This window comes from Azospirillum picis (assembly GCF_017876115.1).
Classification (GTDB): Bacteria; Pseudomonadota; Alphaproteobacteria; order Azospirillales; family Azospirillaceae; genus Azospirillum; species Azospirillum picis.
Map to the genome: position 1 here is coordinate 116,153 of NZ_JAGINO010000018.1, position 25,557 is coordinate 141,709.

General features: G+C 70.7%; 21 protein-coding genes. 6 read left to right on the forward strand and 15 right to left on the reverse strand.

The window, feature by feature from the left end; all coding sequences use genetic code 11:
* Positions 1-190: 190 nt before the first annotated feature.
* The gene (locus J2850_RS22040) at positions 191-2,095 is read left to right on the forward strand and encodes a right-handed parallel beta-helix repeat-containing protein (protein WP_246513352.1); all 1,905 of its coding nucleotides are present in this window, start codon (positions 191-193) and stop codon (positions 2,093-2,095) included.
* A 133-nt stretch (positions 2,096-2,228) separates the two neighbouring features.
* On the opposite strand, the gene J2850_RS22045 is transcribed toward J2850_RS22040, so the two are convergent.
* From J2850_RS22045 to hemC, 4 genes are all read right to left on the reverse strand, one after another.
* Entirely contained in the window at positions 2,229-3,578 is a 1,350-nt protein-coding gene (locus J2850_RS22045; RefSeq protein ID WP_209986356.1) for a heme biosynthesis protein HemY, read from the reverse strand.
* A complete protein-coding gene (locus J2850_RS22050) occupies positions 3,575-5,293 on the reverse strand; it encodes a mitofilin family membrane protein (RefSeq protein ID WP_209986358.1) in 1,719 nt (572 codons plus the stop codon). The genes J2850_RS22045 and J2850_RS22050 overlap by 4 nt, the downstream gene beginning before the upstream one ends.
* A gap of 131 nt (positions 5,294-5,424) precedes the next feature.
* Complete coding sequence (locus tag J2850_RS22055; RefSeq protein ID WP_209986360.1) at positions 5,425-6,183, reverse strand: uroporphyrinogen-III synthase; 759 nt, start codon at positions 6,181-6,183, stop codon at positions 5,425-5,427.
* A gap of 25 nt (positions 6,184-6,208) precedes the next feature.
* Complete coding sequence (hemC, locus tag J2850_RS22060; RefSeq protein ID WP_209986363.1) at positions 6,209-7,147, reverse strand: hydroxymethylbilane synthase; 939 nt, start codon at positions 7,145-7,147, stop codon at positions 6,209-6,211.
* A 203-nt stretch (positions 7,148-7,350) separates the two neighbouring features.
* On the opposite strand from hemC, the gene tsaD reads away from it, so the two are divergent.
* The 3 genes from tsaD to J2850_RS22075 all read left to right on the forward strand — a co-directional run bounded on the left by tsaD (position 7,351) and on the right by J2850_RS22075 (position 10,136).
* Positions 7,351-8,424, forward strand: coding sequence for a tRNA (adenosine(37)-N6)-threonylcarbamoyltransferase complex transferase subunit TsaD (tsaD, locus tag J2850_RS22065; protein ID WP_209986365.1), 1,074 nt, complete (start codon positions 7,351-7,353; stop codon positions 8,422-8,424).
* Positions 8,425-8,516: 92 nt separating this feature from the next.
* The gene (locus J2850_RS22070) at positions 8,517-9,536 is read left to right on the forward strand and encodes an NAD(P)H-dependent glycerol-3-phosphate dehydrogenase (RefSeq protein WP_209986368.1); all 1,020 of its coding nucleotides are present in this window, start codon (positions 8,517-8,519) and stop codon (positions 9,534-9,536) included.
* 153 nt (positions 9,537-9,689) lie between these two features.
* Positions 9,690-10,136: a DUF2141 domain-containing protein gene (locus J2850_RS22075; RefSeq protein ID WP_209986371.1), complete on the forward strand. Its 447-nt coding sequence runs from the start codon at positions 9,690-9,692 to the stop codon at positions 10,134-10,136.
* Here J2850_RS22075 and J2850_RS22080 read toward each other — a convergent pair.
* The 6 genes from J2850_RS22080 to J2850_RS22105 all read right to left on the reverse strand — a co-directional run bounded on the left by J2850_RS22080 (position 10,022) and on the right by J2850_RS22105 (position 17,466).
* A complete protein-coding gene (locus tag J2850_RS22080; RefSeq protein WP_246513354.1) occupies positions 10,022-10,870 on the reverse strand; it encodes a helix-turn-helix transcriptional regulator in 849 nt (282 codons plus the stop codon). The two genes, J2850_RS22075 and J2850_RS22080, sit on opposite strands and share 115 nt — an antisense overlap.
* 24 nt (positions 10,871-10,894) lie before the next feature.
* On the reverse strand, positions 10,895-11,272 hold the full coding sequence (locus J2850_RS22085) for a VOC family protein (protein ID WP_209986375.1): 378 nt from the start codon (positions 11,270-11,272) through the stop codon (positions 10,895-10,897).
* Positions 11,273-11,394: 122 nt separating this feature from the next.
* A complete protein-coding gene (locus tag J2850_RS22090) occupies positions 11,395-14,577 on the reverse strand; it encodes an error-prone DNA polymerase (protein WP_209986378.1) in 3,183 nt (1,060 codons plus the stop codon).
* Between the two features lie 105 nt (positions 14,578-14,682).
* Entirely contained in the window at positions 14,683-15,195 is a 513-nt protein-coding gene (locus tag J2850_RS22095) for a hypothetical protein (protein WP_211113997.1), read from the reverse strand.
* A 20-nt stretch (positions 15,196-15,215) separates the two neighbouring features.
* Positions 15,216-15,782: a hypothetical protein gene (locus J2850_RS22100; RefSeq protein WP_209986384.1), complete on the reverse strand. Its 567-nt coding sequence runs from the start codon at positions 15,780-15,782 to the stop codon at positions 15,216-15,218.
* 115 nt (positions 15,783-15,897) lie between these two features.
* Complete coding sequence (locus J2850_RS22105; RefSeq protein WP_209986385.1) at positions 15,898-17,466, reverse strand: diguanylate cyclase; 1,569 nt, start codon at positions 17,464-17,466, stop codon at positions 15,898-15,900.
* A gap of 356 nt (positions 17,467-17,822) precedes the next feature.
* Between J2850_RS22105 and J2850_RS22110 the strand changes: the two genes are divergently transcribed.
* The gene (locus tag J2850_RS22110) at positions 17,823-19,715 is read left to right on the forward strand and encodes a potassium transporter Kup (protein WP_209986447.1); all 1,893 of its coding nucleotides are present in this window, start codon (positions 17,823-17,825) and stop codon (positions 19,713-19,715) included.
* A gap of 74 nt (positions 19,716-19,789) precedes the next feature.
* On the opposite strand, the gene J2850_RS22115 is transcribed toward J2850_RS22110, so the two are convergent.
* From J2850_RS22115 to J2850_RS22135, 5 genes are all read right to left on the reverse strand, one after another.
* Positions 19,790-20,386 carry a YajG family lipoprotein gene (locus J2850_RS22115; RefSeq protein WP_209986390.1) on the reverse strand — a complete coding sequence of 199 codons (597 nt, stop codon included), beginning with the start codon at positions 20,384-20,386 and terminating at the stop codon, positions 19,790-19,792.
* A gap of 93 nt (positions 20,387-20,479) precedes the next feature.
* Positions 20,480-21,421 carry an Hsp33 family molecular chaperone gene (locus tag J2850_RS22120; RefSeq protein WP_209986393.1) on the reverse strand — a complete coding sequence of 314 codons (942 nt, stop codon included), beginning with the start codon at positions 21,419-21,421 and terminating at the stop codon, positions 20,480-20,482.
* A 239-nt stretch (positions 21,422-21,660) separates the two neighbouring features.
* Entirely contained in the window at positions 21,661-22,602 is a 942-nt protein-coding gene (gene argF / locus J2850_RS22125; protein ID WP_209986395.1) for an ornithine carbamoyltransferase, read from the reverse strand.
* On the reverse strand, positions 22,599-23,771 hold the full coding sequence (locus J2850_RS22130) for an aspartate aminotransferase family protein (RefSeq protein ID WP_307354505.1): 1,173 nt from the start codon (positions 23,769-23,771) through the stop codon (positions 22,599-22,601). The genes argF and J2850_RS22130 overlap by 4 nt, the downstream gene beginning before the upstream one ends.
* A gap of 125 nt (positions 23,772-23,896) precedes the next feature.
* Positions 23,897-24,700, reverse strand: coding sequence for an ABC transporter permease (locus tag J2850_RS22135; protein ID WP_209986398.1), 804 nt, complete (start codon positions 24,698-24,700; stop codon positions 23,897-23,899).
* Positions 24,701-24,830: 130 nt separating this feature from the next.
* On the opposite strand from J2850_RS22135, the gene J2850_RS22140 reads away from it, so the two are divergent.
* Positions 24,831-25,415, forward strand: a complete 585-nt coding sequence (locus J2850_RS22140; protein WP_209986401.1) for a regulatory protein RecX — start codon at positions 24,831-24,833, stop codon at positions 25,413-25,415.
* Positions 25,416-25,557: the final 142 nt, after the last annotated feature.

Here is a 25,557-nt window from a genome sequence, read left to right on the forward strand (position 1 = left end):
CCGGTCCGGCTAGGAAGAGTAGCCAGCCTATACGTCCCGAACCGGTCGGGCAGGGGTGCAGAGGGTGTGCGCCCTTCGTAGCCCCGCACCCCCTTCGCGCTTTTGCCGGTGCGGTCGCCGTGGGTCAGTCTGCCCCCTTCGGCGGATCCTCGGTCGAATGGACCGCCTGCCACGGGAGAGGAGGTTATCCATGCCGCATATCCGGGCGGGAGCGGCCCTTATCCTGTCGCTGATCCTCCTGGTGCCGCCGTGGGCGGCATCGGCCGCCGAGCGGACTGTCGCCGAGCGGACCTTCTATGTCTCGCCGCTCGGCAACGACCGCTGGTCCGGACGGCTGGCGGAGCCGGCGGCGGACGGCGGCGACGGCCCCTTCGCCACCCCCGCCCGCGCGCTGGTGGCGGCGGAGAAGGGAAGCGGGGCCGTGACGGTCCGCCTGCGTGGCGGGACCTATCGCCTGACCGGGCCGCTGGTCGTCGGGGCCGGCCTCGCCGGCCTGCGCCTGACCGGCATGGAGGGCGAGGAGGCGATCCTGTCAGGCGGCGAGGCGGTCGGCGGCGCCAGCCTGGCCAAGGGCGTCCTGTCGGCGCCGTTGCCGCGCGAGCCCGGCCTGGACGTCGCCTTCGGCGGCCAGCGCCTGGATGCGGCGCGCAGCGGCGACGCCGATCCGGGCGATCCGCGCAGCGGCTGGTTCCCGGGGCGGGCCGTGACGTCGGGCTCCAAGGGCGCCGGCTCCAAGGACGGCGGTTCCAAGGATCCCGGCAGCAAGCGCCGGATGCAGTTGCCGGCCGGAACCCTGAAGGCGGGATGGGCCGGGCCGGGCGTGCGGGCACAGGCGCTCGACCGCGAGCGGCTGTCGGACGACCTGCTCGGGGTCGTCTCCAGCGATCCCGGCGGGCTGCTGACCTTCGACGGGGACGGACAGTATCCCTACCGCGACGGATCCACCGTCCGTCTGCTCGGCCATCCCGATTTCCTGACGCGGCCGGGCGAGTTCGCCTGGGACGCCAAGGCCAAGCGGCTGCTGGTGCGCCCGCCGACCGGACTCGATCCGGGGCGTGCCGAACTGGTGGTGGCGCGGACCGCGACCCTGCTGCGGCTGGACAACGCGCGGGACGTGACGGTCGAAGGGCTGTCCTTCGCCGACGTCCCGTGGGACGGCAGCGCCGTTCTCGCCAAGGGCGGCAGCGGCCTGCGCATCTCTGGCAACCGCTTCGCCCTGGTCGGCACCGCGGTGACGCTGGACGGCGCGGCGCGCAGCGAGGTGTCCGGCAACCGGATGGAGCATCTCGGCCGCAGCGGCGTGATGCTGGCTCCGGGCAGCACCGACAACCGCATCCTCGGCAACCGGATCAGCGACATCGGCGAGGTGCGCTTCTTCGGCGCCGGGGTGATGGGGGCCGGGATCCACGGCACCCTGATCGCCCACAACGACATCCGCCGCGCGGCGCGTTACGGCATCTCGATCAAGAACTGGAACGCCGAGACGCAGAACAGCGACAACGTCGTCGAATACAACCGCATCCGCGACGTCGCCCGCCAGACCGCGGACGCCGGGGCGATCGAGATGCTGGGACGCAGCGGCAACGACACCCGCAGCGCCATCCGTTTCAACGACATCCGCGACACCGGCGGCCTCGCCACCGACGCGCAGGGGCGCTGGCTGGTCCGCTACAAGGGGTTCGGCATCTATCTGGACGACATGACCAGCGGCGTGGCGGTGGAGGGCAACCTGCTGGAGAACACCGGCATGGCCGCCATCTTCCTGCATGGCGGCGACGACAACCGCGTGCAGGACAACGTTGCGCTGCTGACCGATCCCAAGGACCGCTTCCTGCGGCTGGAATGGGTGCCGAGCGCCGGCAAGGCCGGGCTGATGCATGGCAACGTCGCAAGCGGAAACCTGGTCGCCGGCGCGTCCGGCACCAGGTCGCAGGTCGAGGCGCAGGTCGTCCAGAGCCTGAGCGGCGGCGAGTTCCGCATCGAGGGGACCCGGACCGAGAATGCGGCGCCCCGTGCCGGGGCCGCGGCGCTGGACGGCATCCGCGGCCTGAAGGAGCTTCCCCTCGACCGCGTCGGGCCGGAGGGAATGAGGTGACGGGAGGATGAGATGATGAAGCCGGCCGGGCCGCCACCGGAGAGGCGCCGCCGCTGAAAGGGAAAGCGCTGAAAAGGAAACGCCCCCTCCCGATGGGAGGGGGCGTTTCCATTCGCGTCCTTTGTCGCCGGCCTCAGGCCGTCGCCGGCCGGGCGAGCGCCGGCGGGATGTCCGTCGGCTCCATCAGCGGCGGCGCGGTGACTGCGGCCTTCCAGGTCAGGCTGTCGAAGGCCCCGCAATTGCCGCACAGCCCGCCCCAGGCGTGGCTGACCGCACCGCAGGAGCGACAGGTCCAGGACGGGTCGGCCGGAGCCGCCGCGGCCTTGGCCAGCCAGGCGGCGGCGGCGTCCTCGTCGTGACGCTCCGTCCGGTCCAGCTCGGCCATCAGGCGGTAGAGGCGGCGCGACGGGGCGATCTCCAGCGCGCGCTCCAGGTGCTGCCGGGCGTCGCCCCAGAGCTGGGCGTCCATCGCCGCGCGGCCGACCGCCATGTGCGATTCGGCCGAATCGGGCGACTGGCGCACCAGCTTCTGGAACAGCCGGACACGGGTCAGCGGGTCGTAGCTGTCGACGATGCTGCGGTAGACCTCGGCCAGTTCCGGATGCGGCGACTGGCGCCAGGCCCGCTCCACCACCTTGGCCGCCGGCTTCAGGCGGTCGGCGTCGATGTGCAGGCGGGCCAGCCGCACCGCGGCCGGGACGAAGCCGGGCATCGTGTCGTAGGCCGCCTGGGCATGCGACAGGGCGGCGTCGGCACGTCCGCGCCGCTCGGCCTCGAAGCTGCGCTCCAGCAGCAGGACCGAGCGGTGGCGGCGTCCCTCGTCGGTCGGGATGGCGCCGGCCTGGATCGCCTGCTGCAGCGTGCCCTCGGCGGCAGCCCAGTCGCCCGCCTGCGCCTCCAGGTCATAGAGCGTGCCGAGCAGCCAGGGCGTGTTCGGCTGCAGCGTGCGGGCCTTGCGGGCGAGGGTCAGCGCCTCGACCCGGTCGCCGGACTTGATCGCCTGGGTCAGCAGGCCGCGCATGCCGAGGAAGGCCGTTTCCGGCCGCTCCAGCATGGCGGTGAAATACTCCTTGGCGGCGCGCTCGTCGCCCTGAAGCTGGGCGGCCTGGGCCGACAGCAGCATGGTCAGCGGCGGCTCGTTCAGCAGCACGTCGGCCTTGCGCGCCATCTTGCGCGCGGTCTGGGCGTCGCCGGCGGCGATGGCCACCATGCCCTGGGTCAGGGCGCGATAGCCGCGCTCGCGGCGGCGGGTGCGGCTGCGGATGCGCATCCGCCGCGGTGCGCCGATGACGGCACGGAGCAGGCGGTAGCCCAGCGCCGCGATGCCCAGCGCCACCAGGGCGGCCAGCAGCGCCAGCCAGAAGGGCGCCTCGATCGCGTAGCCCAGCCAGTGCAGGCTGACCGTTCCCGGCCGGTCTGCCAGCCAGATGGCGATCGCGATGACGACCGCGACCTTCAGAATGAACCAGAGGGCGCGGATCATTGGGCGGCCCCTTTCCCGCCGGCGGCGGCGGACATCAGGGCGATGGCGCGGTCGTTGAGCTGACGCGCGGCCTGGTCGGCGGCGAGCCGTGCCTTGGCGTCGGCCAGCCAGGGTGCGGCGGTCTGCGCGGCCGGTCCCTGCAGGGTCCCGAGTTCATCGACCGCCTTGGCGAGGTTGCCCTCCTTCAGCGCCGCTTCGGCGCGGGCGACCACGGCATCGGCGCCGGTGCCGACCACCCCGCCGCCCTCGCGGCGGACGGTCACCAGGGTCGACAACTTGCCCGTCACCTTGTCGAGCCAGCCGCTGCCGTCGCCGCGCGCCTCCGCCCGGACGATCTCGCCGGCCAGCGGCTCGAAACGATCGTTCAACTGGGCGCGGGTCGGGACGCCCTTGGAGGCATAAGGCGCCACCGCGTCGAGCGGCTGGGTCACGCCGGCGTCGGCGATGTTGAGCGAGCGGACCGCCTGGAGATCCTGCTGGAACGGCTGGCCCCCGGCGAGCGAGGCGCGGAGCTGGCCGGCCGCGAGCACCAGCGCCTGGGCGGCGGTGGAGGCATCCTGCCGCTGCTCCACCGACTGGCTGACGCTGGAAACCTGCTGCTTCAGTGAGTCGACCTCGCCGCGCAGGGCCTGGGCCGCCTGGCTGCCGCCGGCCGCGGCGGAGACCGCCTGCTCGACGGCGGCGACGCGGTTGGCAAGCGCCTTGGCAGCGTCGGCGGCCCCGGTATCGCCGGAACGGCTCTTCTCCAGGGCGTCGAGCCGCTGGGACAACTGGGCGACGGCGGCACCCGCATCGGAACCGCCTGCCTCGCCGGTGGTCGCCGGCCGCTGCTCCAGCTTGCCGAGGCGGTCGGCGAGCTGCTGGATCTGCGCACGCAGGGCGGGGTCGGCCGGTGCCGGCGCCGGTGCAGCGGCCGAGGACGCGGCCGGTGTCGCGGGCCAGCCGGGCAGCGCAGGGCCCCACCAGGGTTCGGACAGGGCGGCGGCGCCGACCAGCAGCGCGACGACCGATAGGGCGGTGGCGAACCCGCCGCCGGAGCGCGGCTCGTCGATGTAGGACGGCGCCGGGGTGATGGTCGGCCGGACCGGTTCGGGATCCGCGACGGTGGAGGCGGTCCAGGGGGCGGCGGCCTCGGCCGGCTTGGCGTCCTGCACCGTCCACGGCTCCGTCTTCGGGGTGCCGGCCTTCGAGGTGTCCGTCGCCGCGGCGTCGATCCCGGGGGCGTCGATCCTGGGGGCGTTCGGGTCGACGGCCGGCGATTCGTCCTTCGGCCCGATCGGCGCGGCGGGCGGAATCAGCGCGTCGTCCTGCGTGACCGGCGTGACTGCCGGCGTGTCCGTGCCCGGAATGGTATCGGCGGGCGCGGCGGTCGGCACCGGCTCGGCCGGGAGGATCGGATCGGCCGGGATGACGGTGACGGCGGCCGCGTCGGCGGCGGGCCGGTCCTCGCTGGGAGTGGCGGCGTCGAGGTCGGCGTCGTCCAGCTTGATGCGGTGCTTGGCCGCCGCGGCGCGCAGGTCGGCATGGCGGGCCAGCGGGATGGCGCCCCGCTTCTTCCAGCCCTGCACCGTCGTCACCGGCGTATCCAGCTTGTTGGCCATCGGGCGGATGCCGCCGAAACGTTCGACGATGCGGTCGACGGCCGCATTGCCGCTGGTGGCGCCGTCGCCGTCACGGTCGGTACCGGGGCGTTCGGAGCCTGGACGAGAGCTCATGGGCTGTACCTTCGGTTCGCTGTTGTTCGTCTAACGCCACAGCCCCCGAACCGCTCCCCTCTCCCTGTCCGTCCGGTCCACTCCTTGGGGGCACCCCCTCGGCACGACGGCGGCAACCGGTAGCCGCCGGGTCAACCGGCGTCCGGCAACAGTTCGAGCAAGGCGTCCTGCTCCGGCCGGGATGCCACCCGTACGCTTCGCCACGGCGTCACTCCCCCGTCGCCGTACGTGCGGGCAGCCTCCGCGACCGCGGGGCTGAGGCAGAACGCGTCGACCGTACGACAACAGTCGACCAGTCCGGCCTCGGCCAGCAGCCTAACAAAGGATCGAGCGGTACGGGGAGAGAAAAACAGCACGCCCCCGATCGAGGACGTACGCAAAAATGTCGCGGTCGCCTCGGACAGCCGTCGGGACGGTACGGCGTCGTACATCACGCTGCGCTGCACAGTGAACCCGGACGCTCCCAGCAGTCCGGCAAGGTCGCCCGCGACCTTGCTGCCGGCCACGTGGAGGAGCGTACCGCCTGCCGGATCGCGCTGGAGACGCACCCGTTCCGCCAGTGCGTACACGTCGCCGGATGCGCTGTCGATCTCGGGAAAGCCGGCGTCACGCGCCGCCCGCGCCGTGGCGTCTCCGACGGCGTGCACCGGACGGTCGCGCCGGCTCGTACGTTTGGCGTAGGCCCGTACGCCGTTTGCGCTGGTGAACAGCAGGGCCTGTACGTTGGAGAGGTCGGGCTCCGGACCCTCAACCGGGACGATGGACAGCATCGGCTCGATCACGCTGTCGTGGCCGAGCGCGCGCAGCCGCCGGACAAGCGGCGCCGCATCCTCCAGCGGGCGGGTCACGAGAAGGCGTGCGGGAGGGGAGCCGACCTGTTTTTCCGTCATCCGGAAAATCCGCCAAGCCGACGGTTCAATGGGGGGGTGCGGTGAAGAAACCCGGCGGCAGCAGGGCACGGATCTCCTCGCCGGCGTCGGTGCCGAGCGACTCGGCTTCCGCCGCGGTGCCGCGGCGCTCCGTGCGGAAGATGCTGCGTCCGTCGTGGGACAGGACCTTGGCGCGCAGGTGGAGGGCGTCGCCGTCCAGCGTGGCGAGTGCGGCGATCGGGGTGCGGCAGGAACCGTCCAGGGCCGCCAGCAGCGCCCGTTCGGCGGTGACGCGCACCATGGTTTCGTCGCAGTTCAGCGGTGCCAGCAGGGCGCGGGTCGCGTCGTCGGCGCTGCGGATCTCGATGCCGATGGCGCCCTGGGCGACCGCCGGCAGCATGGTCTCCGGCTCCAGCACCGCGGTGATGCGGTCGGTCAGGCCGAGGCGCCGCAGGCCGGCCAGCGCCAGCAGCGTGGCGTCGACCTCGCCGGCGTCGAGCTTCGACAGCCGCGTCTGCACGTTGCCGCGCAGCGGGACGACGGTCAGGTCGGGGCGGAGTTCGAGCACCTGGGCCTGGCGGCGCAGGCCGGCGGTCCCGACGACCGCGCCGGGCGGCAGGTCGGCAAGGCCGCTGCCGGTGCGGGCGAAGAAGGCGTCGCGCGGATCCTCGCGCGGCAGCAGGGTGGCGATCTCCAGCCCGTCGGGCAGTGCGGTCGGGACGTCCTTCATGGAATGGACCGCGAGGTCGGCGCGGCCGTCGAACAACGCCTCCTCGAGTTCCTTGGTGAACAGGCCCTTGCCGCCCGCTTCCGCCAGGGTGCGGTCGAGGATGCGGTCGCCGGTGGTCTTGAAGACGACGATCTCGATGGCGCCGGGAGCGGCCAGATGAGGATGGGCAGCGATCAGGCGGTCGCGGGTTTCATGGGCCTGCGCCAGCGCCAGCGGGCTGCCGCGCGTCCCGATACGGAGCGGGTGGGTCGTCATAGGGCGAGTTCTAGGGGATCCGCGCAGCTTTGCAAGGACTCCTCGCCCGCTCATCCCGAAGATTGAGGCGGATCAACCCGGGCCGAGGAGTGGGCCGGGAGTGGGCTTGGGCGGGGAGCGGGGCGGGGGTGGCGGCGGGAATGGCGGCGAGGCGACCCCACTCGGCGCTATACCCGGACGGCCAAGGCGGCTAGTTTGGCGTCATGATCGTTCTTGGAATCGAAACGAGCTGCGACGAGACGGCCGCGGCCGTCGTCACGGACGCGCGCGAGATCCGCGCCGATGTCGTGCTGTCGCAGCTTGACGACCACACCCCCTATGGCGGCGTGGTCCCGGAAATCGCCGCCCGCGCCCATCTGCAGCATCTGGACGGGTTGATCCGCCGGGCGATGGCGGAGGCCGGGATCGGTTTCGGCGACCTCGACGCGGTGGCGGCCACCGGCGGCCCCGGCCTGATCGGCGGCGTCATCGTCGGTGTGATGACCGCCAAGGCCATCGCCGCGGCGCGCGGGCTGCCCTTCGTCGCGGTGAACCATCTGGAAGGCCACGCCCTCACCGCGCGCCTGACCGACGACGTCGCCTTTCCCTACCTGCTCCTGCTGGTGTCGGGCGGCCATTGCCAGCTCCTGGCGGTCGAGGGGGTTGGGCGCTACCGGCGGTTCGGCACCACCATCGACGATGCGGTCGGCGAGGCTTTCGACAAGACGGCCAAGCTGCTGGGTCTGGGCTATCCCGGCGGCCCGCTGGTCGAGAAGGCGGCGGCGCGCGCCATCAACCCCGGTCGTTTCGAGCTGCCGCGGCCGATGCTGGGGCGGCCGGGCTGCGATTTCTCCTTTTCCGGACTGAAGACCGCGGTGCGCCGCCATGCCGAGGAGCTTGGGGGCAGCCTGTCGGAGGCCGACCGCGACGACCTTGCCGCCGCCTTCCAGTCGACGGTGGCCGAGGTGCTGGCCGACCGCTGCGCCCGTGCCATCCGCCGCTTCAAGGAGGACCATCCGCAAGGCGGCGCCCTGGTCGTCTCCGGCGGCGTGGCCGCCAACAAGGCGATCCGGGCGCGCCTGTCGACGCTGGCGGACAAGCACCGGATGCCGTTCGTGGCGCCGCCGCTGCGCCTGTGCACCGACAACGCGGCGATGATCGCTTGGGCCGGGATCGAGCGTTTCCGGCTGGGCCAGAGCGATCCGCTGAACTTCGCCCCGCGTCCCCGCTGGCCGCTGGACCCCGATGCGGCCCCTGCGATCGGCAAGGCGGGGGTCGGCTCGGGCGTGAAGGCGTGAGTGGCGTATCCGGCGCCCGTCACCCCGAACCCGCACCGCGGGGGAGGGGGCTCCGCAATTCTCCGCTCCCTGCCCCCCGTGAGTGATCCCCGATGACCGTCCCGCTCTCTTCCTCCCTTCACCGCATCGGCGTCGTCGGCGGCGGCGCGTGGGGTACGGCGCTTGCGCTGGCCGCCTTGCGCGCGGGACGCGATACCCTGCTCTGGGCACGCGAGCCGGCGGTGGTGGAGGCCATGGGGATGCGGCGGGAGAACCGCGACTATCTGCCGGGGGTGCCGTTGCCCGACGCGCTGCGGGTCACCGGCGATCTCGCCGATCTCGGCGGCTGCGATGCGGTGCTGCTGGTCTCGCCGGCGCAGCATGCCCGGACGGTCGCCGCGCAGATGGCCCCCCACCTGGCGGCCGGAGCCCCGGTCGTCGTCTGTGCCAAGGGCATCGAGCTGGACAGCCACGCGCTGATGAGCGAGGCGGTCGCCGCCGCGCTGCCGGCCGGGACGCCGGTGGCGATCCTGTCCGGTCCGACCTTCGCGGCGGAGGTGGCCCGCGGCCTGCCGACGGCGGTGACGCTCGCCTGCGGCGACGAGGCCCTGGGAGCGGCGCTGGTGGCGGCGCTGGGCAGCCGCACCTTCCGCCCCTACCGCTCGGACGACGTCATCGGGTCGCAGGTCGGCGGGGCGGTGAAGAATGTGCTGGCCATCGCCTGCGGCGTGGTCGAAGGGCGGCGGCTGGGCGACAACGCGCGGGCTGCGCTGATCACCCGTGGCCTGGCGGAGATCACCCGGCTGGCGCTGGCGCTCGGCGGCCGGCCGGAGACGCTGATGGGGCTGTCGGGACTGGGCGACCTCACCCTGACCTGCTCCAGCCTGCAGTCGCGCAACATGTCGCTGGGCGCCGCACTGGGCGAGGGGCGGGCGCTGGCCGACATCCTGGCCGCCCGGCGGTCGGTGGCGGAGGGCGTCTACACCGCCGCTGCGGTGGTCGGGCTGGCGGCGAGGCTGGGTGTCGACATGCCGATCTGCGCCGCGGTCGACGCCATCCTGAACCGGGGGGCCGGGCTGGACGAAACCATCGACGGGCTGCTCTCCCGCCCCTTCCGCGGCGAAGGCGTTTAGCGTCTGTGTGAGTCACGTTTCAAGCGATACCGCTTGAAACGTGACTCACACTCCAGGGGGGAGCATCCGCAGGATCCTGCCGTCGCCCGGAGGCGGGCGACGGAGCCGTCACGGAGGGGGGAAAGCATGAGGGCTCGCCGAGGGTTCGCAGGATTGACCGTCTCCATGGCGGCGATGGCAGCGGTGGTCGTGGGGGTGGCGGCCGGGGTTGCCGCGGGACCCGTCCCCGCTGCCGCCGGGGAGCTTCGCGCCACCGTCCGCAACATCAAGCCCAACCAGGGCAGGGTGATGGTGGCGCTGTTCGACAGCGACGAGGCCCGCAGGGCCGAGCGCCCGTGGGCCGGATATTTCGTCGCCGCCGCGGCACCGAACATGGTGGTGGTCTTCGCCGACCTGCCCCCCGGCCGCTACGGGTTGGTGGCCTTCCAGGATCTGGATGGTGACGGCAAGCTGGAGAAGAACCTGCTCGGCATTCCGCGCGAGCCCTACGGCTTCAGCCGCAACGCTCCGGCAAGGTTCGGCCCACCCTCCTTCGAGGACTCCGCCGTAACGGTGGGGGCGTCGGGTACCGCGGCGACGGAGATCCTGCTGGTGGAATGACGCGGAGCCCCGCCGGGGCGGTTCCCGGCCTCATATCGTCCGGCCGCGTCGCAAGGGACCTCCCGCCACAGCGCCAGGTAATCCTCCAGCCGGCGGCCGGGCACCTCGTCGAATCGGCGCTCCAGCGCCTGGAGCGCGTCCATGCGGTCGATGCGGAAGCTGCGGAACGCCTCGCGCAGTTCGCACCAGGCCCCGAGCGTCCACACCCGCCCCCAGAAGAACAGGCCGAGCGGCCGGACGGCGCGGGCGGAATGGATGCCATCCTCGCGCCGGTAGTCGAACAGCACGACGCGCCGTCCGTTGATGGCGCAGCGCAGGACGTCCATCCGCTCGCGCAGCGCCGACGGGAAGGAGAAATCGGGGACGAAGACCCGGCTGTCGGCCAGTTCGCGGCGGCGGGCCTCGGGGACCACCGCCTCCACCTTGTCCAGCGCGCGGGCGGCGGCATCGGCCAGCGCCCCGCCGATCCAGGCACGCGCCAGACGGGCGCCGACCACCAGGGCCTCCACCTCGTCCTGCGTGAACATCAGCGGCGGCAGGTCGTAGCCGTCACGCAGCAGGTAGCCGACGCCGGCCTCGCCCTCCACCGGCACCCCGGAGGCGGCGAGGTCGCGCATGTCCCGGTAGACGGTGCGCTCCGACACCTCCAGGCAACGCGCCAACTCGGCCGCCGTCACCAGCCGCCCCTTCCGGAGCTGCTGCACGATCTGGAACAGGCGGTCGGCGCGGCGCATGGCGGGTGTCTCCGCTCGGGACGGTCAGCGCATCGAATAGAGGCCGACGCGGTTGCCCTCGCTGTCGATGAACTGGGCGAAATAGCCGATCTCCGGGGTGATCAGCGTCTTCGGCACGACGATCCGTGCCCCGGCCTCCTCGGCGCGGGCCAGCGGCGCGGACAGGTCGTCGCCGCCGTTCAGGTAGACGACGGTGCCGTCGGCGCCGGGCTTGTAGGCCTCGTGCTGGATCAGGCAGCCCCTCACGGCCTCGCCGTCGGCGGGAAAGACGGCCATCGTCATGCCGCTGGGGCAGGGTTCCTGGATCAGGCGGATGGCGAAGACGGTCTCGTAGAAGCGCACGGCACGGGCGAGGTCGACGGCAGGGATTTCGAACCAGGTGGCGACGTTGGACGTGTTCATGGAACGGGCTCCTGACAGAGAGTGTGGGTGTTCGTGGTTCGTGCCGGCACGCCCCCTTGATAGCACACCCCCTCCTGACAGCGTGATGTCAGGAGCAATCGGCACCCTCAATGAAAATCGCCTCAATGGAAATTGCGGCCCTTCGGAAAGGGGCCGGCCGGGGCGGAGGCATCCGCCGTCCGCCACTCCCCCGTCAGGTCGGACAGCCGGTGGGTGAGGTCGATCAGCGACTCCACTCGCAGGTGCACCACGCCCTCATGGTTCTGCACCCGGCCGGTGGCCGCCAGCAGCCGCGCCGTCATGATCGGCCGGCGGAAGGTGGCGAAGGCGTCGGGCATGACGACGAGGTTGGCGACCCCCGTCTCGTCCTCCAGCGTAATGAAGACGACGCCTTCGGCGCTGCCCGGCCGCTGCCGGACCAGGACCAGCCCGGCCGTGGTCAGCCGCCGGCCGTCGCGCGTGCTTGCCAGCCGCTCCGCCGGCGTGACGCCCGGCAGCCCGTCGCGCAGAAGCGACAGCGGGTGCGCCTTCAAGGAGAGGGACAGGCTGCCGTAATCCATGACCACATGCTCGCCCAGCGCCATCTCCGGCAGGGGGGCGGCCGGCTCCTCCACCGCCGGTGCTTCTCCCGCGTCGTCGAGCCGGGCGAACAGCGGCAGCGGCGAGTCGCCCAATGCCCGCACGGCCCACATGGCTGCCCGGCGGTCGAGCCCGACCGAGCGGAAGGCGTCTGCCCTGGCGAGCCTCTCCAGCGCCGCCACCGGCAGCCGGGCCCGGCGCCACAGGTCGTAGGGGTCGCGGTAGCCGCCGGCGCGGGAGAGGGCGATGGCATCGGCATGGGGTTCCGTGAAGCCCTTGATCAGCCGGAAACCGAGGCGCAGCACCAGGTCCACCCCATCCTTGCCGCCGTCCCCTCCCGCCGCCGGGGATTGGGGTTCCACCGCGCAGTCCCAGCCGGACAGGTTCACGTCCGGCGGCAGCACGGCCACGCCATGCTCCTTGGCATCCCGGACGATCTGGGCCGGCGCATAGAAGCCCATCGGCTGGCTGTTCAGGAGGGCGGCGGCGAAGACGGCCGGATGGTGGCGTTTGATCCAGGCCGACACATAGACCAGCAGGGCGAAGCTGATCGCATGGCTTTCGGGAAAGCCGTATTCGCCGAACCCCTCGATCTGCCGGAAGCAGCGTTCGGCGAAGTCGGGCGGGCAGCCGTTGGCCGTCATGCCGGCGACGAACTTGTCATGGAACCGGTGGACTTGCCCGGCCTTGCGGAAGGCGGCCATGGCACGGCGCAACTGGTCGGCTTCCCCGGCGCTGAAGCCGGCACCGACCATGGCGATCTTCATCGCCTGCTCCTGGAACAGCGGCACGCCCATCGTCTCTTTCAGGACCGGCTTCAGCGCCGGCATCGGGTAGGTCACCAGCTCCGCCCCGCTGCGGCGGCGCAGGTAGGGATGGACCATGCCGCCCTGGATCGGGCCGGGCCGGACGATGGCGACCTCGATCACCAGATCGTAGAATACCCGCGGCTTCAGCCGGGGCAGCATGCTCATCTGCGCCCGGCTCTCGACCTGGAAGACGCCCAGGCTGTCCGCCCGGCACAGCATGTCGTAGACGGCCGGATCCTCCTTGGGCAGCGTGTCGAGCGTCCAACCCGTCCCGTGCAGCCGCTCGATCATGTCGAACGCCTTGCGCACGCAGGTCAGCATGCCGAGCGCCAGGATATCGACCTTCAGGATGCCGAGCGCGTCGATGTCGTCCTTGTCCCACTCGATGGTGGTGCGGTCCTCCATGGCGGCGTTGGCGACGGGGCAGAGGTCGGAGAGCGGCCCGCGCGTGATGACGAAGCCGCCGACATGCTGTGACAGGTGGCGGGGGAAGCCCATCAGCTCCTGCGCCAAGACCAGCGTCCGGCCCAGCCGGGGATCGTCCGGATCGACGCCGAGCGTCCGCGCCCGCTCCTCGTCCACGCCCTCGCGGCTCCAGCCCCAGATCGATCCGGTCAGCCGCGCCACCAGGTCGGCCGACAGCCCCATCGCCTTGCCGACGTCGCGCAAGGCGCCGCGGGCACGATAGCGGATCACGGTGGCGGTCAGGCCGGCGCGCCCGCGGCCGTATTTCCGGTAGATGTACTGGATCACCTCCTCGCGCCGCTCATGCTCGAAATCGACGTCGATGTCCGGCGGCTCGTTGCGAGCGCTGGAGATGAAGCGCTCGAACAGCAGGTCGAAACGTCCGGGATCGGCCGCGGTGACGCCCAGGCAATAGCAGACGGCGGAGTTGGCGGCGCTTCCCCGCCCCTGGCAGAGGATACCCTCTTGTCTCGCGAAGCGGACGATGTCGTGGACGGTCAGGAAATAAGGGGCGTAGCGCAGCTCGGCGATCAGCGCCAACTCGTGCTCCACCGCCTCGCGGACCTTGTCGGGAATGCCGTCCGGGTATTTCCCGGCGGCCCCCTCCCAGGTCAGGCGCGCCAACGTGTCCTGCGGGTCGCCGCCCTCCGCCACCTCGTCGGGATATTCGTAGCGCAGTTCCTCCAAGGAGAAGCGGCAGGCGTCGGCGATCTCCAGCGTTCGGGCGACCGCATCGGGATGGTCGCGGAACAGGCGGGCCATCTCCACCGGCGGCTTCAGGTGGCGTTCGGCGTTGGCCGCCAGGCGCCAGCCGGCCTCGTCGATGGTGGTGTGGTGGCGGATGCAGGTCAGCACGTCGGCGAGTTGCCGCCGCCCGGCGCCGTGATAGAGCACGTCGTTGGTGGCGACCAGCGGCACCCGCTCGGCCTCGGCCAGTCCGGCCAGCCAGCGCAGCCGGCGGGCGTCGTCGCCCTGGTAGCGGTGGCTCGCCGCCAGATAAAGCTGCCCGCGCGCCAGCCCGCTGCGCCATGCCCGCAACTCCCGGACGAGCGATCCATCCCGCCGCTCCGCCGGTTGCGGCAGCAGCAGGAACAGCAGGCCCTCCGCATGGGCCAGCACGTCGGCGCGGGCGAGGAAGCATTCGCCTTTGGGTGCCCGCCGCTTGCCCAGGGTGAGCAGCCGCGACAGCCGCGCATAGGCGGCGCGGTCTGTGGGGTAGGCGAGGAGGCTTTCTGCGTCGGTCAGGTCGAGCCGGCAGCCGACCAGCGTGCGGATGCCCGCCTTCCGGGCCGCCGCATGCATCTGCACCACCCCGGCCAACGAGTTGCGGTCGGTCACCCCGATCGCCGACAGCCCCAGGGCCGCCGCGGTCATCGCCAGTTCGTCGGGGTACGATGCGCCTTCAAGGAAGGTGAAGTTGGTGGCGACCTGCAGCTCGGCGTAGCGGATCATGGCGGCTGTCCCCGGTGCGCGCGGATGGGTGCGTCCGGGAACGGTAGTCTAGGAATGGGATTTCTGTCATCCCTGCGATGCAAATTTCAGGATAAAGGTTTGAATTTATCCTGAATAGGACTGGGAGCCCATGACGGCGAAGCCCTTGTTCTCCGGAAAGCGGGCATGGATCTTCTCGCGCGCCTTCTTCTCGTCGAGCGCCCAGACCAGGAAGCGGCGGCCGCGTTTCCAACTGTCCAGCGCCGGGCGGGAAAGGCCGGCGTTGACGCGGGAGGCATAGTCGATGTTGACCACCCGCAGCAGCCAGCCATGGTCGTTCTGGGTGCGCCGGTCGTCCAGCACATAGACCCGGCGGTCGGCGGAGCCGGAGGCCTTCAGGCGCTGCTCCAGATCCTCGCAGGCCATCTCCGCCATCGCCTTGCGCCGGCGGGCGTTGCGCAGGTCGCTGCCCTGCTGCAGCGTCGCGCGGGCAATCCTCTTGATCCGCTCGACCTGCGCCTGCTTGCGGGAAACCGAACTGGTGATCCGCTCCTCCGACGTCTTCAGCCGGCGCATGGCCAGCAGCAGCGACAGGGCGAAGGAGGCGACGCCGACCAGGGCGGCGAAGACATAGGGCATGCTGTTCACGGCGCTCCCCCTCAGCTTGCCTTTGCCACGGGAGTGTCCGCGGAGAGGATTTCCTGCATCCGGGTCACCGCGTAGCCGAAGGCCGGCGGATAGCGCCGCTCGATCTCGGCCCGGGCTTCCGCCATCGAGCGAGCCCAGACTTCGACGGTCTGCGGCTGCGACCAGCTCGCGTCGATCAGTGCGTGCTGGCTCTGCTGGAAGGTGCCGTTGCCGACATACCTGTTCACGACCATGACGATGTAGCAGGGGCTGCCTTGGACCTCCTCTCCGATCAGGCGGACCAGCCGCTCGCCCGACTGGCGCGAGTCCTCGATCTGCTTTTCCAGCATCTTGCGGCGGCGCAGGACGTCCTCGACCGCGCCGTCCAGCTCCTTCAGCTCCGCGATCCGCTCCGATCGGCGGGACTCGAACCGGGTCTCCATCTTGGCGCGGCGGACGATGGTGTTGCGCACCCCTTCGGCCCCGTGACGGCGTTCGATGGCGCGCTCGCCAAGCACGACGGCGATCTTGCCGATGCCGAACGCCAGGCCTGACAGTCCAAAAGCGGTGATGAGGGCGTTGGTGTAATCCTGCCACATGAGCAAACCCCCGCAACATGGGGCCGACCGCGCGCCGCATACCCCTGTAATAAGGAGTAACCCTGATACCGGAAAGGTTCAATCACCGCCCTGTAACGAGTTTTCACATGAAACGTCAGGATTGGAGGGGTGAACCGTAGGGCGGACCGGCCCAGCCGGTGTCCTGCACCACCCGGTTGCGGCCGGCCTGCTTGGCGGTGTAGAGCGCGCGGTCGGCACGGCCCAGCGTGTCGTCGATGGTCGGTTCTTCCGGCCGCCAGGCGGCGATCCCAAGACTGCCCGTGACCGCGATGGCCGTCTCGCCGACCATCACCGGGCTGTCGGCAAGGGCGGCGCGCACCCGCTCCGCCACCACGGCGGTGCCGTCGCCATCGGTTTCCGGCAGCAGCACGACGAACTCCTCGCCGCCGAAGCGGGCGATGTGGTCGGAGGAGCGCAGTGCGGCCCGCGTCCGCTTGACCACGGTGCGCAGGACCGCATCCCCGGCGGCATGCCCGTGGGTGTCGTTGATCGCCTTGAAACCGTCGAGGTCGAGCAGGAACAGCCCGAGATGCCGGCCGTACCGCTTGGCCCGCGTGAGTTCGGCCGCCGCCAGCTCCAGGAAGCGGCGGCGGTTCCAGATGCCGGTCAGAGGATCCAGCGTGGCCAGCCGGTTCAGCCGCGCATTGGCCTCCTCCAGGGCACGGGTGCGCTCGGCGATCCGCGCCTCCAGCGTTTCCGCCGCCTCGCGCAGCCGTTCGGTCAGGCGCAACGTGGCATAGGCCGTGCCGATCTTGGAGGCGTAGAGCTCCGCCAGCCCAAGGTCGGCGGCATCCGGGCGGCGCCCGGTCTCGATCCAGGCGGACATCTCCTCGCCGTCGGGGCTGCGGATGGGCAGGGCGATGCCATGGCGCTCCCTGTGCCCGTGCGTGCCGTCCCCCTCCGTGCCGGCCACGCAGCCGCCGCGCTGCCGTGCCGCGGCAAGCGTCGGCGCAGGCGGTGCGGTTCCGGCGGCGTAGCGTCCGGATGCCGCCACCACCTCCGCGCCGCGGCAGAGGACGGCGTGGGGCGTGGCGTCCAGCACGTCGGGCATCTGGGCAAGCAACTCGGCGGCGAAGGTGGCGGAGTCCCGTGGCGCGAACAGCCGGTCGGCGGCATGGAGCACGCGCTCCAGCCCGCGCCGCCCGTTTTCCAGCGCCCGGATGGCGGCATGAGACCGCAGCGCTGCCACCACGCAGGTCAGAAGCTTGCGTGCGGTCAACTCGGTCTTGGTCTTGTAGTCGTCGATGTCGCAGGAAAGGACGACATCCTCTTCCGGGACCTCGCCGGGCTGGCCGGTCCGCAGGATGATGCGGACGGCGCTGTTGCCCATCTCCTCGCGGATGATGCGGACCAGCCTCAGTCCGGCATCGTTGGTCTCCATCACCACATCCAGCAGGATGACGGCGATGTCCGGGACCTCGTGCAGGATCCGCTTCGCCTCGGCCGCGCTGCCGCAGCCGAGAACCCGGACCATCCGGCCGCGGAAGCACAGCCGCGACAGGGCGAGGCGGGTGACGGCCAGCACCTCCGGCTCGTCGTCGGCGACCAGCACCAGCCAGGGAGCGGGCGCGGCATGACCGTGCGACTCGGGAGCGTCCGGTTCCCGGCCGTCGCCCTCTGGGTCCCGGGGATCGTCCGCGGCGAACAGGAAGTCGTTGGGCATGGTTCGCGGCTCGGGACGCTGGACGGTGCACGCGGGAATGGAAGCATGCGGCCGCAGGGGATGCAATGGTTCCGATTCCCGTCCGGAAAGGCGAGGGTGGCGAACGCGGGAGCCCCGTTCCACGACATGGCGCCCCATATCCACGTCCAGCGGGGCTGCAGATGATCGGCTGCGGACGATCGGCCGCGGATCGGTCGGGCTGATTGCGTGTTTCGCCATTCGGTGCTTGCGCGGTCACCGCAAGCCACCTTAGGCATGGCCTTAGCCGGTCCCCGGCCGGGGGTGTGGCCGGTTCCCGGGGGAAAGCCCCGGGAATGGGTGCGGACGGTGGAACGGGACAGGAGCGGACCAGGGTGATGGAAGCAAGCATGGACGGGCGGGAGCAGGCGTCGAAGCTGCGGGCGCTCGCGCTGGGGGCGCTGGGGGTCGTCTATGGCGACATCGGCACCAGCCCGCTCTACACGCTGCGTGAATGCCTGACCGAGGGAGGCGGCTTTCCGCTGACGCCGGAAGTCATTCTGGGCGTGCTGTCGCTGATCTTCTGGGCATTGATCATCACGGTGACGGTCAAGTACGTGGTCTTCATCATGCGCGCCGACAACCAGGGCGAGGGCGGCATCCTGGCGCTCACCGCGCTGGCGCTGCGCGGCATGCGTCCCGGGCACCGGCGCACCGGCATCGTCATGGCGATCGGCGTGATGGGCGCCTCCCTGTTCTACGGAGACAGCCTGATCACCCCCGCCATCTCGGTGCTGAGCGCGGTGGAAGGGCTGCATGTCGTGGCACCGGCGCTCGACGACTACGTCATTCCCATCACGCTGGCCATCCTGATCGGCCTGTTCGTCCTGCAGCGCTTCGGCACCGAGAAGGTCGGCCGGCTGTTCGGGCCGGTGATGCTGGTCTGGTTCGTCACGCTGGCGGCACTGGGGATCGGGCAGATTGTGCAATATCCCGGCGTGCTGGGTGCGCTGTGGCCGGGCCATGCGGTGGAGATGCTGTTCGAGCACGGCTGGCACGGCTTCCTGCTGCTGGGCGCCGTGGTCCTGGCGGTGACCGGGGCCGAGGCGCTCTACGCCGACATGGGCCATTTCGGGCGCAAGCCGATCCGCATCGCCTGGTACGGGCTGGTGCTGCCGTCGCTCCTGCTCTGCTACTTCGGCCAGGGCGCCCTGCTGCTGCACGAGCCCGAGGCGATCGAGAACCCCTTCTTCCATCTCGCGCCCGAATGGGCGCAGGTGCCGTTGCTGCTGCTGGCCACCGCCGCCACCATCATCGCCGGGCAGGCGGTGATCTCCGGCGCCTATTCGGTGACGCTGCAGGCGATGCATCTGCGCTACCTGCCGCGCATGGAGGTGATGCACACCTCCGAGGAGGCGAAGGGGCAGATCTACATGCCGCAGCTCAACTGGCTGCTGCTTGCCGGCGTCCTCGCACTGGTGCTGAGCTTCCAAAGCTCCAGCAACCTCGCCGCCGCCTACGGCATCGCGGTCACCGGAACCATGGTCGCCACCACGCTGCTGGCCTACAAGGTGGCGCGCTCGCTCGGCCGCTGGAAGCTGTGGCAGGCGATCCTGGCGCTGGCGGTGTTCCTGACCGTCGACATGGCGCTGTTCCTGGCCAACCTGGTCAAGGTCGAGGAGGGCGGCTGGTTCCCGCTGGTGATCGGCGGGCTGGTGTTCCTGCTGATGGCGACCTGGCGGCGCGGGCGCGAACTGGTCCGCCGCCGGCTGGCCGAGGACGCCCTGCCCTTCGACCTGCTGCTGGAACGGCTGAAGGGGGGATCGGTGCAGCGCGTGCCGGGCACCGCGGTGTTCCTGACCGGCAACCCGCGCGGCCTGCCGCCGGGGCTGCTGCACAGCATCAAGCACTACAAGGTGCTGCACCAGCGCGTCGTGCTGCTGACCGTCGACATCGAGGACGTGCCGCACGTCCCCGACGAGCATCGCTTCGAGCTGAAACCGCTGTCGGCGGGATTCTTCCGCCTGATCGTCCATTTCGGCTTCAAGGACGAGCCCGACATCCCCCAGGCGCTGGAGATCAAGCGAATCCCGGGCCTGCCCTTCGAGCCGATGGAAACCACCTATTTCGTCAGCCGCGAGACGCTGATCCGCAGCCACGGCAAGGTCGGCCTGCCGCGCTGGCAGGAGCCGCTGTTCATCTTCCTCTCGAAGATGTCGAGCAGCGCATCGGAGTATTTCTGCATCCCGCCCAACCGGGTGGTCGAGCTGGGCATGCAACTGGAGATCTAGGGGGCGGGCAGGCCGGAAAGGGGGCGATCCGGGCAGGACCGCCGCCGGGGCGGCGGTCCTGCCCGGTTACCGGATCAGCGCCGGACCATCGGCGCCAGGTCCTTGCGGATGCCGGCATCGAGCCGGGCGTTCAGGTCTTCCGTCATCCGGCGGGTGATGTCCAGGAAGGTCGCCTCGCGGTCGGCCAGCGAGATGTTCTCCGGCACCGTGGTGGAGTGGGTGACGGTCGCACGCGTCATGCCGCGGAAGCCGCCGCTGCCGGTATCGGGCACCTCGCCGGTGATCTCGACCTCGATGCGCCCGTCGTAGCGCTGGGCCTGGTCGTTGGTGAAATAGCCGGTGACGCCCTTCTTGGTGGGCAGCGCCACCTCGACGATGCTGGCGTCGCGGATGGTGACGCGGACGCGGCCCGGACCGCCAGCGGCCTGCAGCCGCTCCGTCGCCCAGCGCCGCACGGCTTCGGCCGGCGGCACCGCCGACCGGTTTTCCACATGCGTGCCGCCGACCGGGCGATAGGCGTCGACCACGTCGACCGTCCCGGCATTCAGCACGATCGGCCCGAAGTTCGAGAAGTCGATCTGCCGGGGGGAGGGACGCGGCGGCGCGCTCTGGCAAGCGGCGAGCAGCAGGGTGGCCATTCCGGCGGCAAGGGCGAGGCGGCGGGACAGCATGGAGGCTCCGGTTGGGGATGGACAAGGAAAGGGGGCGCGGCGCGGACGCCGCGCCCCCCGATGAACGCGCTGGGACCGGCCCCTATTCCTCCGTCAGGAGGCGGGACCATACACGCGGTCGAGATCCGCGTCGGTGAAATAGTATCCGGTCGAGCAGAACTGGCAGGTGACCTCGACCCGGCCATCGTCGATCTTCAACTCCTGCACCTCTTCGCGGGGCAGGCTGCGCAGCATGTTCTCCACCCGCTCGCGCGAGCAGCGGCAGCCGAAGCGCAGGGCGTGGCCGTCATAGACCCGCACGCCGTCCTCGTGGAACAGGCGATAGAGCAGATCGGCGGCCGGCAGGTCGGTCGACAGCAACTCGTCGCCGGAGACGCTGGCCATTAGCGCCATGGCCCGGCGCCAGTCGTCCTCGTTGTCCGACGCGACCAGCCCCTGTTCCTGGGGCAGGCGCTGGACCATGATGCCGCCGGTCCGCCAGGGACCGAAGGAGCCGTCCGGCATCACGGCGCGGTCGACCGACACGGTCAGGCCGGTGTCGATCTGCTCCGATTGGCGGAAGTAATGCTGGACGCAGTCGGTCAGCGTCTTGCCGTACAGCTCGACGATGCCCTGGTAACGGTCGGTGTCGGAGCCCTGGTCCACGGTGAAGGCGATGTAGCCCTTGCCGAGCAGCGCCGCGGCCGGGGCAATGTCCACGTCCCGCTCGGCCTTGGCCAGCGCCTCGGGATCGAACTGGGCATAGGCGCGCACGTCGCCGACCGAGGTGACGTCGGCCACCATCAGGCGGATCGGCCCGTCGCCCTTGGTCTGGAGCGTGAAGATGCCTTCGTATTTCAGCATGCTGGCGAGCAGCACGGCCAGCGTCGCCGTCTCCGCCAGGAAGCGGGCGACGGTGGGCGGATAATCGTGGCGGGTCAGGATCTCGTCGATGGCCGGTCCCAGCTTGACGACGCGGCCGCGCAGGCGCGACGCCTCGATCTGGAACGGCAGGACGAAATCATCGGTGAGCGGGCGGACGGACGGATCGTCCATAGGGCGGATTCCTTAAGACAGAGACCGGCGATGCAGGCGTAGGCCGCAAGATCGGGGCTGGCGAGAGCCGAATCAAGGCAGGCAGGGCACCCATGCGCGGTGTCGCCTGTCGTGTCGCGGGCGTTTTGCCCCCACCTGACCGTCCCCGCGGGGCGGGGGAGGGACTGCCGCCGCCCCTCCAAACAAGCCCTTGTCCCCTCCCCCGCCCCGCGGGGGAGGGTTGGGGAGGGGGCAAAACCTCAGTCCAGCACGCCCATGCACCAGCCGAGGATGGCCTTCTGGGCATGCAGGCGGTTCTCCGCCTCGTCCCAGACCACCGAGTGGCGGCCGTCGATCACGCCGTCGGTCACCTCCTCGTTGCGGTGGGCCGGCAGGCAATGCATGAACAGCGCCTCGGAATGGGCATGCGCCATCAGCGCCTCGTTCACCTGATAGGGGGCGAGGATGGCGGTGCGCTCGTCCACGTCGGTGTTGTGCATCGAGGCCCAGGCGTCGGTGATGACGCATTCCGCCCCGCGCACCGCCTCTTCCGGCGATTCGGTGAGGACCAGACGGCCGCTGCCCTCGCGCTCCGCCCAGGCCAGCAGCTCCGGCGACGGGCCATAGACGCCGGGGCAGGCCAGGCGCAGCTCGAAGCCGAAGCGGACGGCGGCATGGGCCCAACTGACCGCGACGTTGTTGCAGTCGCCGATCCAGGCGATGGTCCGGCCGTTGATCGGACCACGATGCTCCTCGAAGGTCATCAGGTCGGCCATGATCTGGCAGGGGTGGGTCTGGTCGGTCAGGCCGTTGATGATGGGAACGCTGGCATGGGCGGCCAGTTCGTGCACGCGCTCCTCGCCGGTGGTGCGGACCATCACCGCGTCGACGAAGCGCGACAGCACGCGGGCGGTGTCGCCGATGGTCTCGCCGCGGCCGAGCTGCATGTCGTCGGGCTTGAGCACCACGACGTTGCCGCCGAACTGCTGCATGCCGACCTCGAACGACACGCGGGTGCGGGTCGAGGGCTTCTCGAAGATCAGGGCCAGCGCGCGGCCGGCCAGCAGGGTCGAATGGGCCAGCCGGTCCTTCTTCAGGTCGGCCTTGATGCGGACGGCATGGTCGAGCAGGCGGCGCAGGGTGGCGCCGTCCATCCGGTCGATGTCGAGGAAATGCCGAACAGTGTTATCGCCGCCGCTCATCCCACGCACTCCTGCGCCGTCCGGTCGAGAATCCCGACGGCCTCATCCACTTCGGCGTCGCCGATGTTCAGGGGCGGCAGCAGCCGCACCACATTGTCGCCGGCCGGGACCGACAGCAGGCCGTTGGCGCGCAGCTTCGCCACCACCTCGCCCACCGGCTGGCCGAGCTTCAGGCCCAGCATCAGGCCCTGGCCGCGCAGCTCCAGGAACATCGACGGATTCTTGGCGATCAGCGCCTCAAGGCGGCCGCGCAGGGTGTTCGAGGTCTTCTGGACCGTGTCCAGGAAGCCCGGCGCCAGCATGACGTCCAGCACCGCGTTGCCGACGGCGGTGGCCAGCGGGTTGCCGCCATAGGTCGAGCCGTGGGTGCCGACGGTCATGCCCGACGCCGCACGCTCGGTCGCGAGGCAGGCGCCGAGCGGGAAGCCGCCGCCGATGCCCTTGGCGACGCACATGACGTCGGGGGTGATGCCGGCCCATTCATGGGCGAACAGCTTGCCGGTGCGGCCCATGCCGCACTGGATCTCGTCCAGGAACAGCAGCAGGCCATGCTCGTCGCACAGCGCGCGCAGGCCGCGCAGGAACTCCACCGAGCCGGCGCGGATGCCGCCCTCGCCCTGGATCGGCTCGACGCAGATGCCGCCGGTGGCAGGCGTGATGGCGGCGCGCACGGCGTCCAGATCGCCGAAGGGCACCTGGTCGAAGCCGTCGAGCAGCGGGTCGAAGCCGTGGATCAGCTTCTCCTGCTTGGCGGCCGAGATGGCGCCCAGCGTGCGGCCGTGGAAGGCCTGCTCGAAGGTGATGATGCGGTTCTTCTGCGGGTTGCCGGATTCATAATGGTACTTGCGGATCGCCTTGGCGCCGCATTCCCACGCTTCCGCACCGGAGTTGGTGAAGAAGACGGTGTCGGCGAAGGTCACCTCGGTCAGGCGCTTGCCCAGGCTCTCCTGCCCGGCGACCCGGAACAGATTGGAGGTATGCCACAGCTTCCTCGCCTGCTCGGCCAGCTTCTCGACCAGATAGGGATGCGCGTGACCCAGGGCGTTCACCGCGACGCCGGCGGCGAAATCGAGGAATCGTCGCCCGTCGGTCGCGTACAGATACGGACCTTCACCGCGCTCGAACACGACGTCGGCGCGGGCGTATGTGGGCATAACGACGGGGATCACGGCTTTGGTCTCCCAAAAAAGGAAAAGCCGGCGGCCAAGGCTGGCCGCCGGGAAGGGCAAATATCCGGAGATTGAAGGGTTCTGTCAACGGACAGGTCGGAAAAGTCCCTGCTTCGGCGGCTCTTTTACGCCTTCAGCTTGTACCCGGTCTTGAACATGCGCCAGGCCAGCCACCAAAGACCGGCATTCACGCCCAGCATCACCGCCACGCCCAGCCAGCGCGACCCGTCCGACGTGCCGACGAAGCCGTAGCGGAAGCCGTCGATCATGTAGAAGAAGGGATCGAAGTGGGCGACCCACCAGAAGATCTCCGGCAGGGTGTCGACCGAATAGAAGGTGCCGGACAGGAAGGACAGCGGCGTCACCACGAAATTCGTCACCGCGGCGATGTTGTCGAACTTCTCCGACCAGACGCCGCCGACCAGCCCCAGCAGCGACAGCAGCATCGAGGCCATGACGGCGTGGAACAGCACGAATCCCGGATGCGGCATATGCAGCGGGATCACCGCCCAGATGGCGAGCCCGGTGACCAGCCCGACGACGATGCCGCGGGTGACGCCGCCGAAGACGAAGCCGCTGACCAGCTCCATCGGCGACAGCGGCGGCATCAGGATGTCGACGATGTTGCCCTGCACCTTGGCGATCACCACCGACGAGGAGGTGTTGGCGAAGGCGTTCTGCACCATCGCCATCATGATCAGGCCGGGAGCGAGGAATTCCAGGTAGGGCACAGATCCGACCATCCGCACCGCCGAGCCCAGCGACAGGGCGAACACCGCGTAGTAGAGCAGCGTCGTCACCACCGGCGCCCAGACCGTCTGCTGGTGCACCTTGATGAAGCGCCGCACCTCGCGTGCATAGAGCGTCCACAGGCCGATCCAGTTGACGGAACCGACGTTGCGCGGCATGGGAGGAAGGGGGAGGGTCATCGCGTCACGATCTGCCTTTGAAGCTCGCAGTGCTGCGGGGCCGGGCGGGCCGGCGGCGCGCCACCGGAAGAGTGCCGGACTGTACGTGTCCCCTGCCCGTCCGACAACAGCCGCCACCGAAGGGACTGCCATGAACGCCGCCGATAAGCGTACGCCGGACCCGGCGCGCAAGCCGCCGAAGCGCGTGACGCCGCAGTATCTGGAGAACGCGGCGCTGCACTATCTGGAGCGCTTCGCCAGTTCCACCGCCAACCTGCGCCGGGTGCTGATGCGCAAGGTCGCCCGCTCGGCCGAGGCGCACGGCACCGACCGGGAGGAGGGCGCGCGCTGGGTCGAGGAGTTGCTGGCGCGCTATGTCCGCAGCGGGCTGCTGAACGACGAGACCTATGCCCGCATGCGCACGGAGAGCCTGCACCGCCGCGGCGCCTCGACCCGGCTGATCGCCCAGAAGCTGGCCGGGAAGGGGATCGGCCGCGACGAGGCGGCACGGGCGCTGGACAGCCTGCGCGAGGATGTCGGGCCCGACCTCGACCTGTCAGCGGCGCTTGCCCTGGCGAAACGGCGCCGGCTGGGACCCTACCGCCGGCCCGACCAGCGCGCGGCGCAGCGGGAGAAGGACATGGCGGCTCTGGGGCGGGCTGGCTTCGGCTACGAGATCGCCCGGCGGGTGGTGGATGCCGACGATCCGGACGAACTGCTGGGCGGGGACGGCTGAGCCTCCGCCGCGATTCCCGCAAGGACGGGGCCGTCGGGCGGGAAGAGGGCGTTGTCCGGCCGCAAAAACGACGAAACGCGCGGCCTCCTTTCGGATGCCGCGCGCCGCTCTCTACCGGGAGTCGGATTCGTCCTGTACGCGT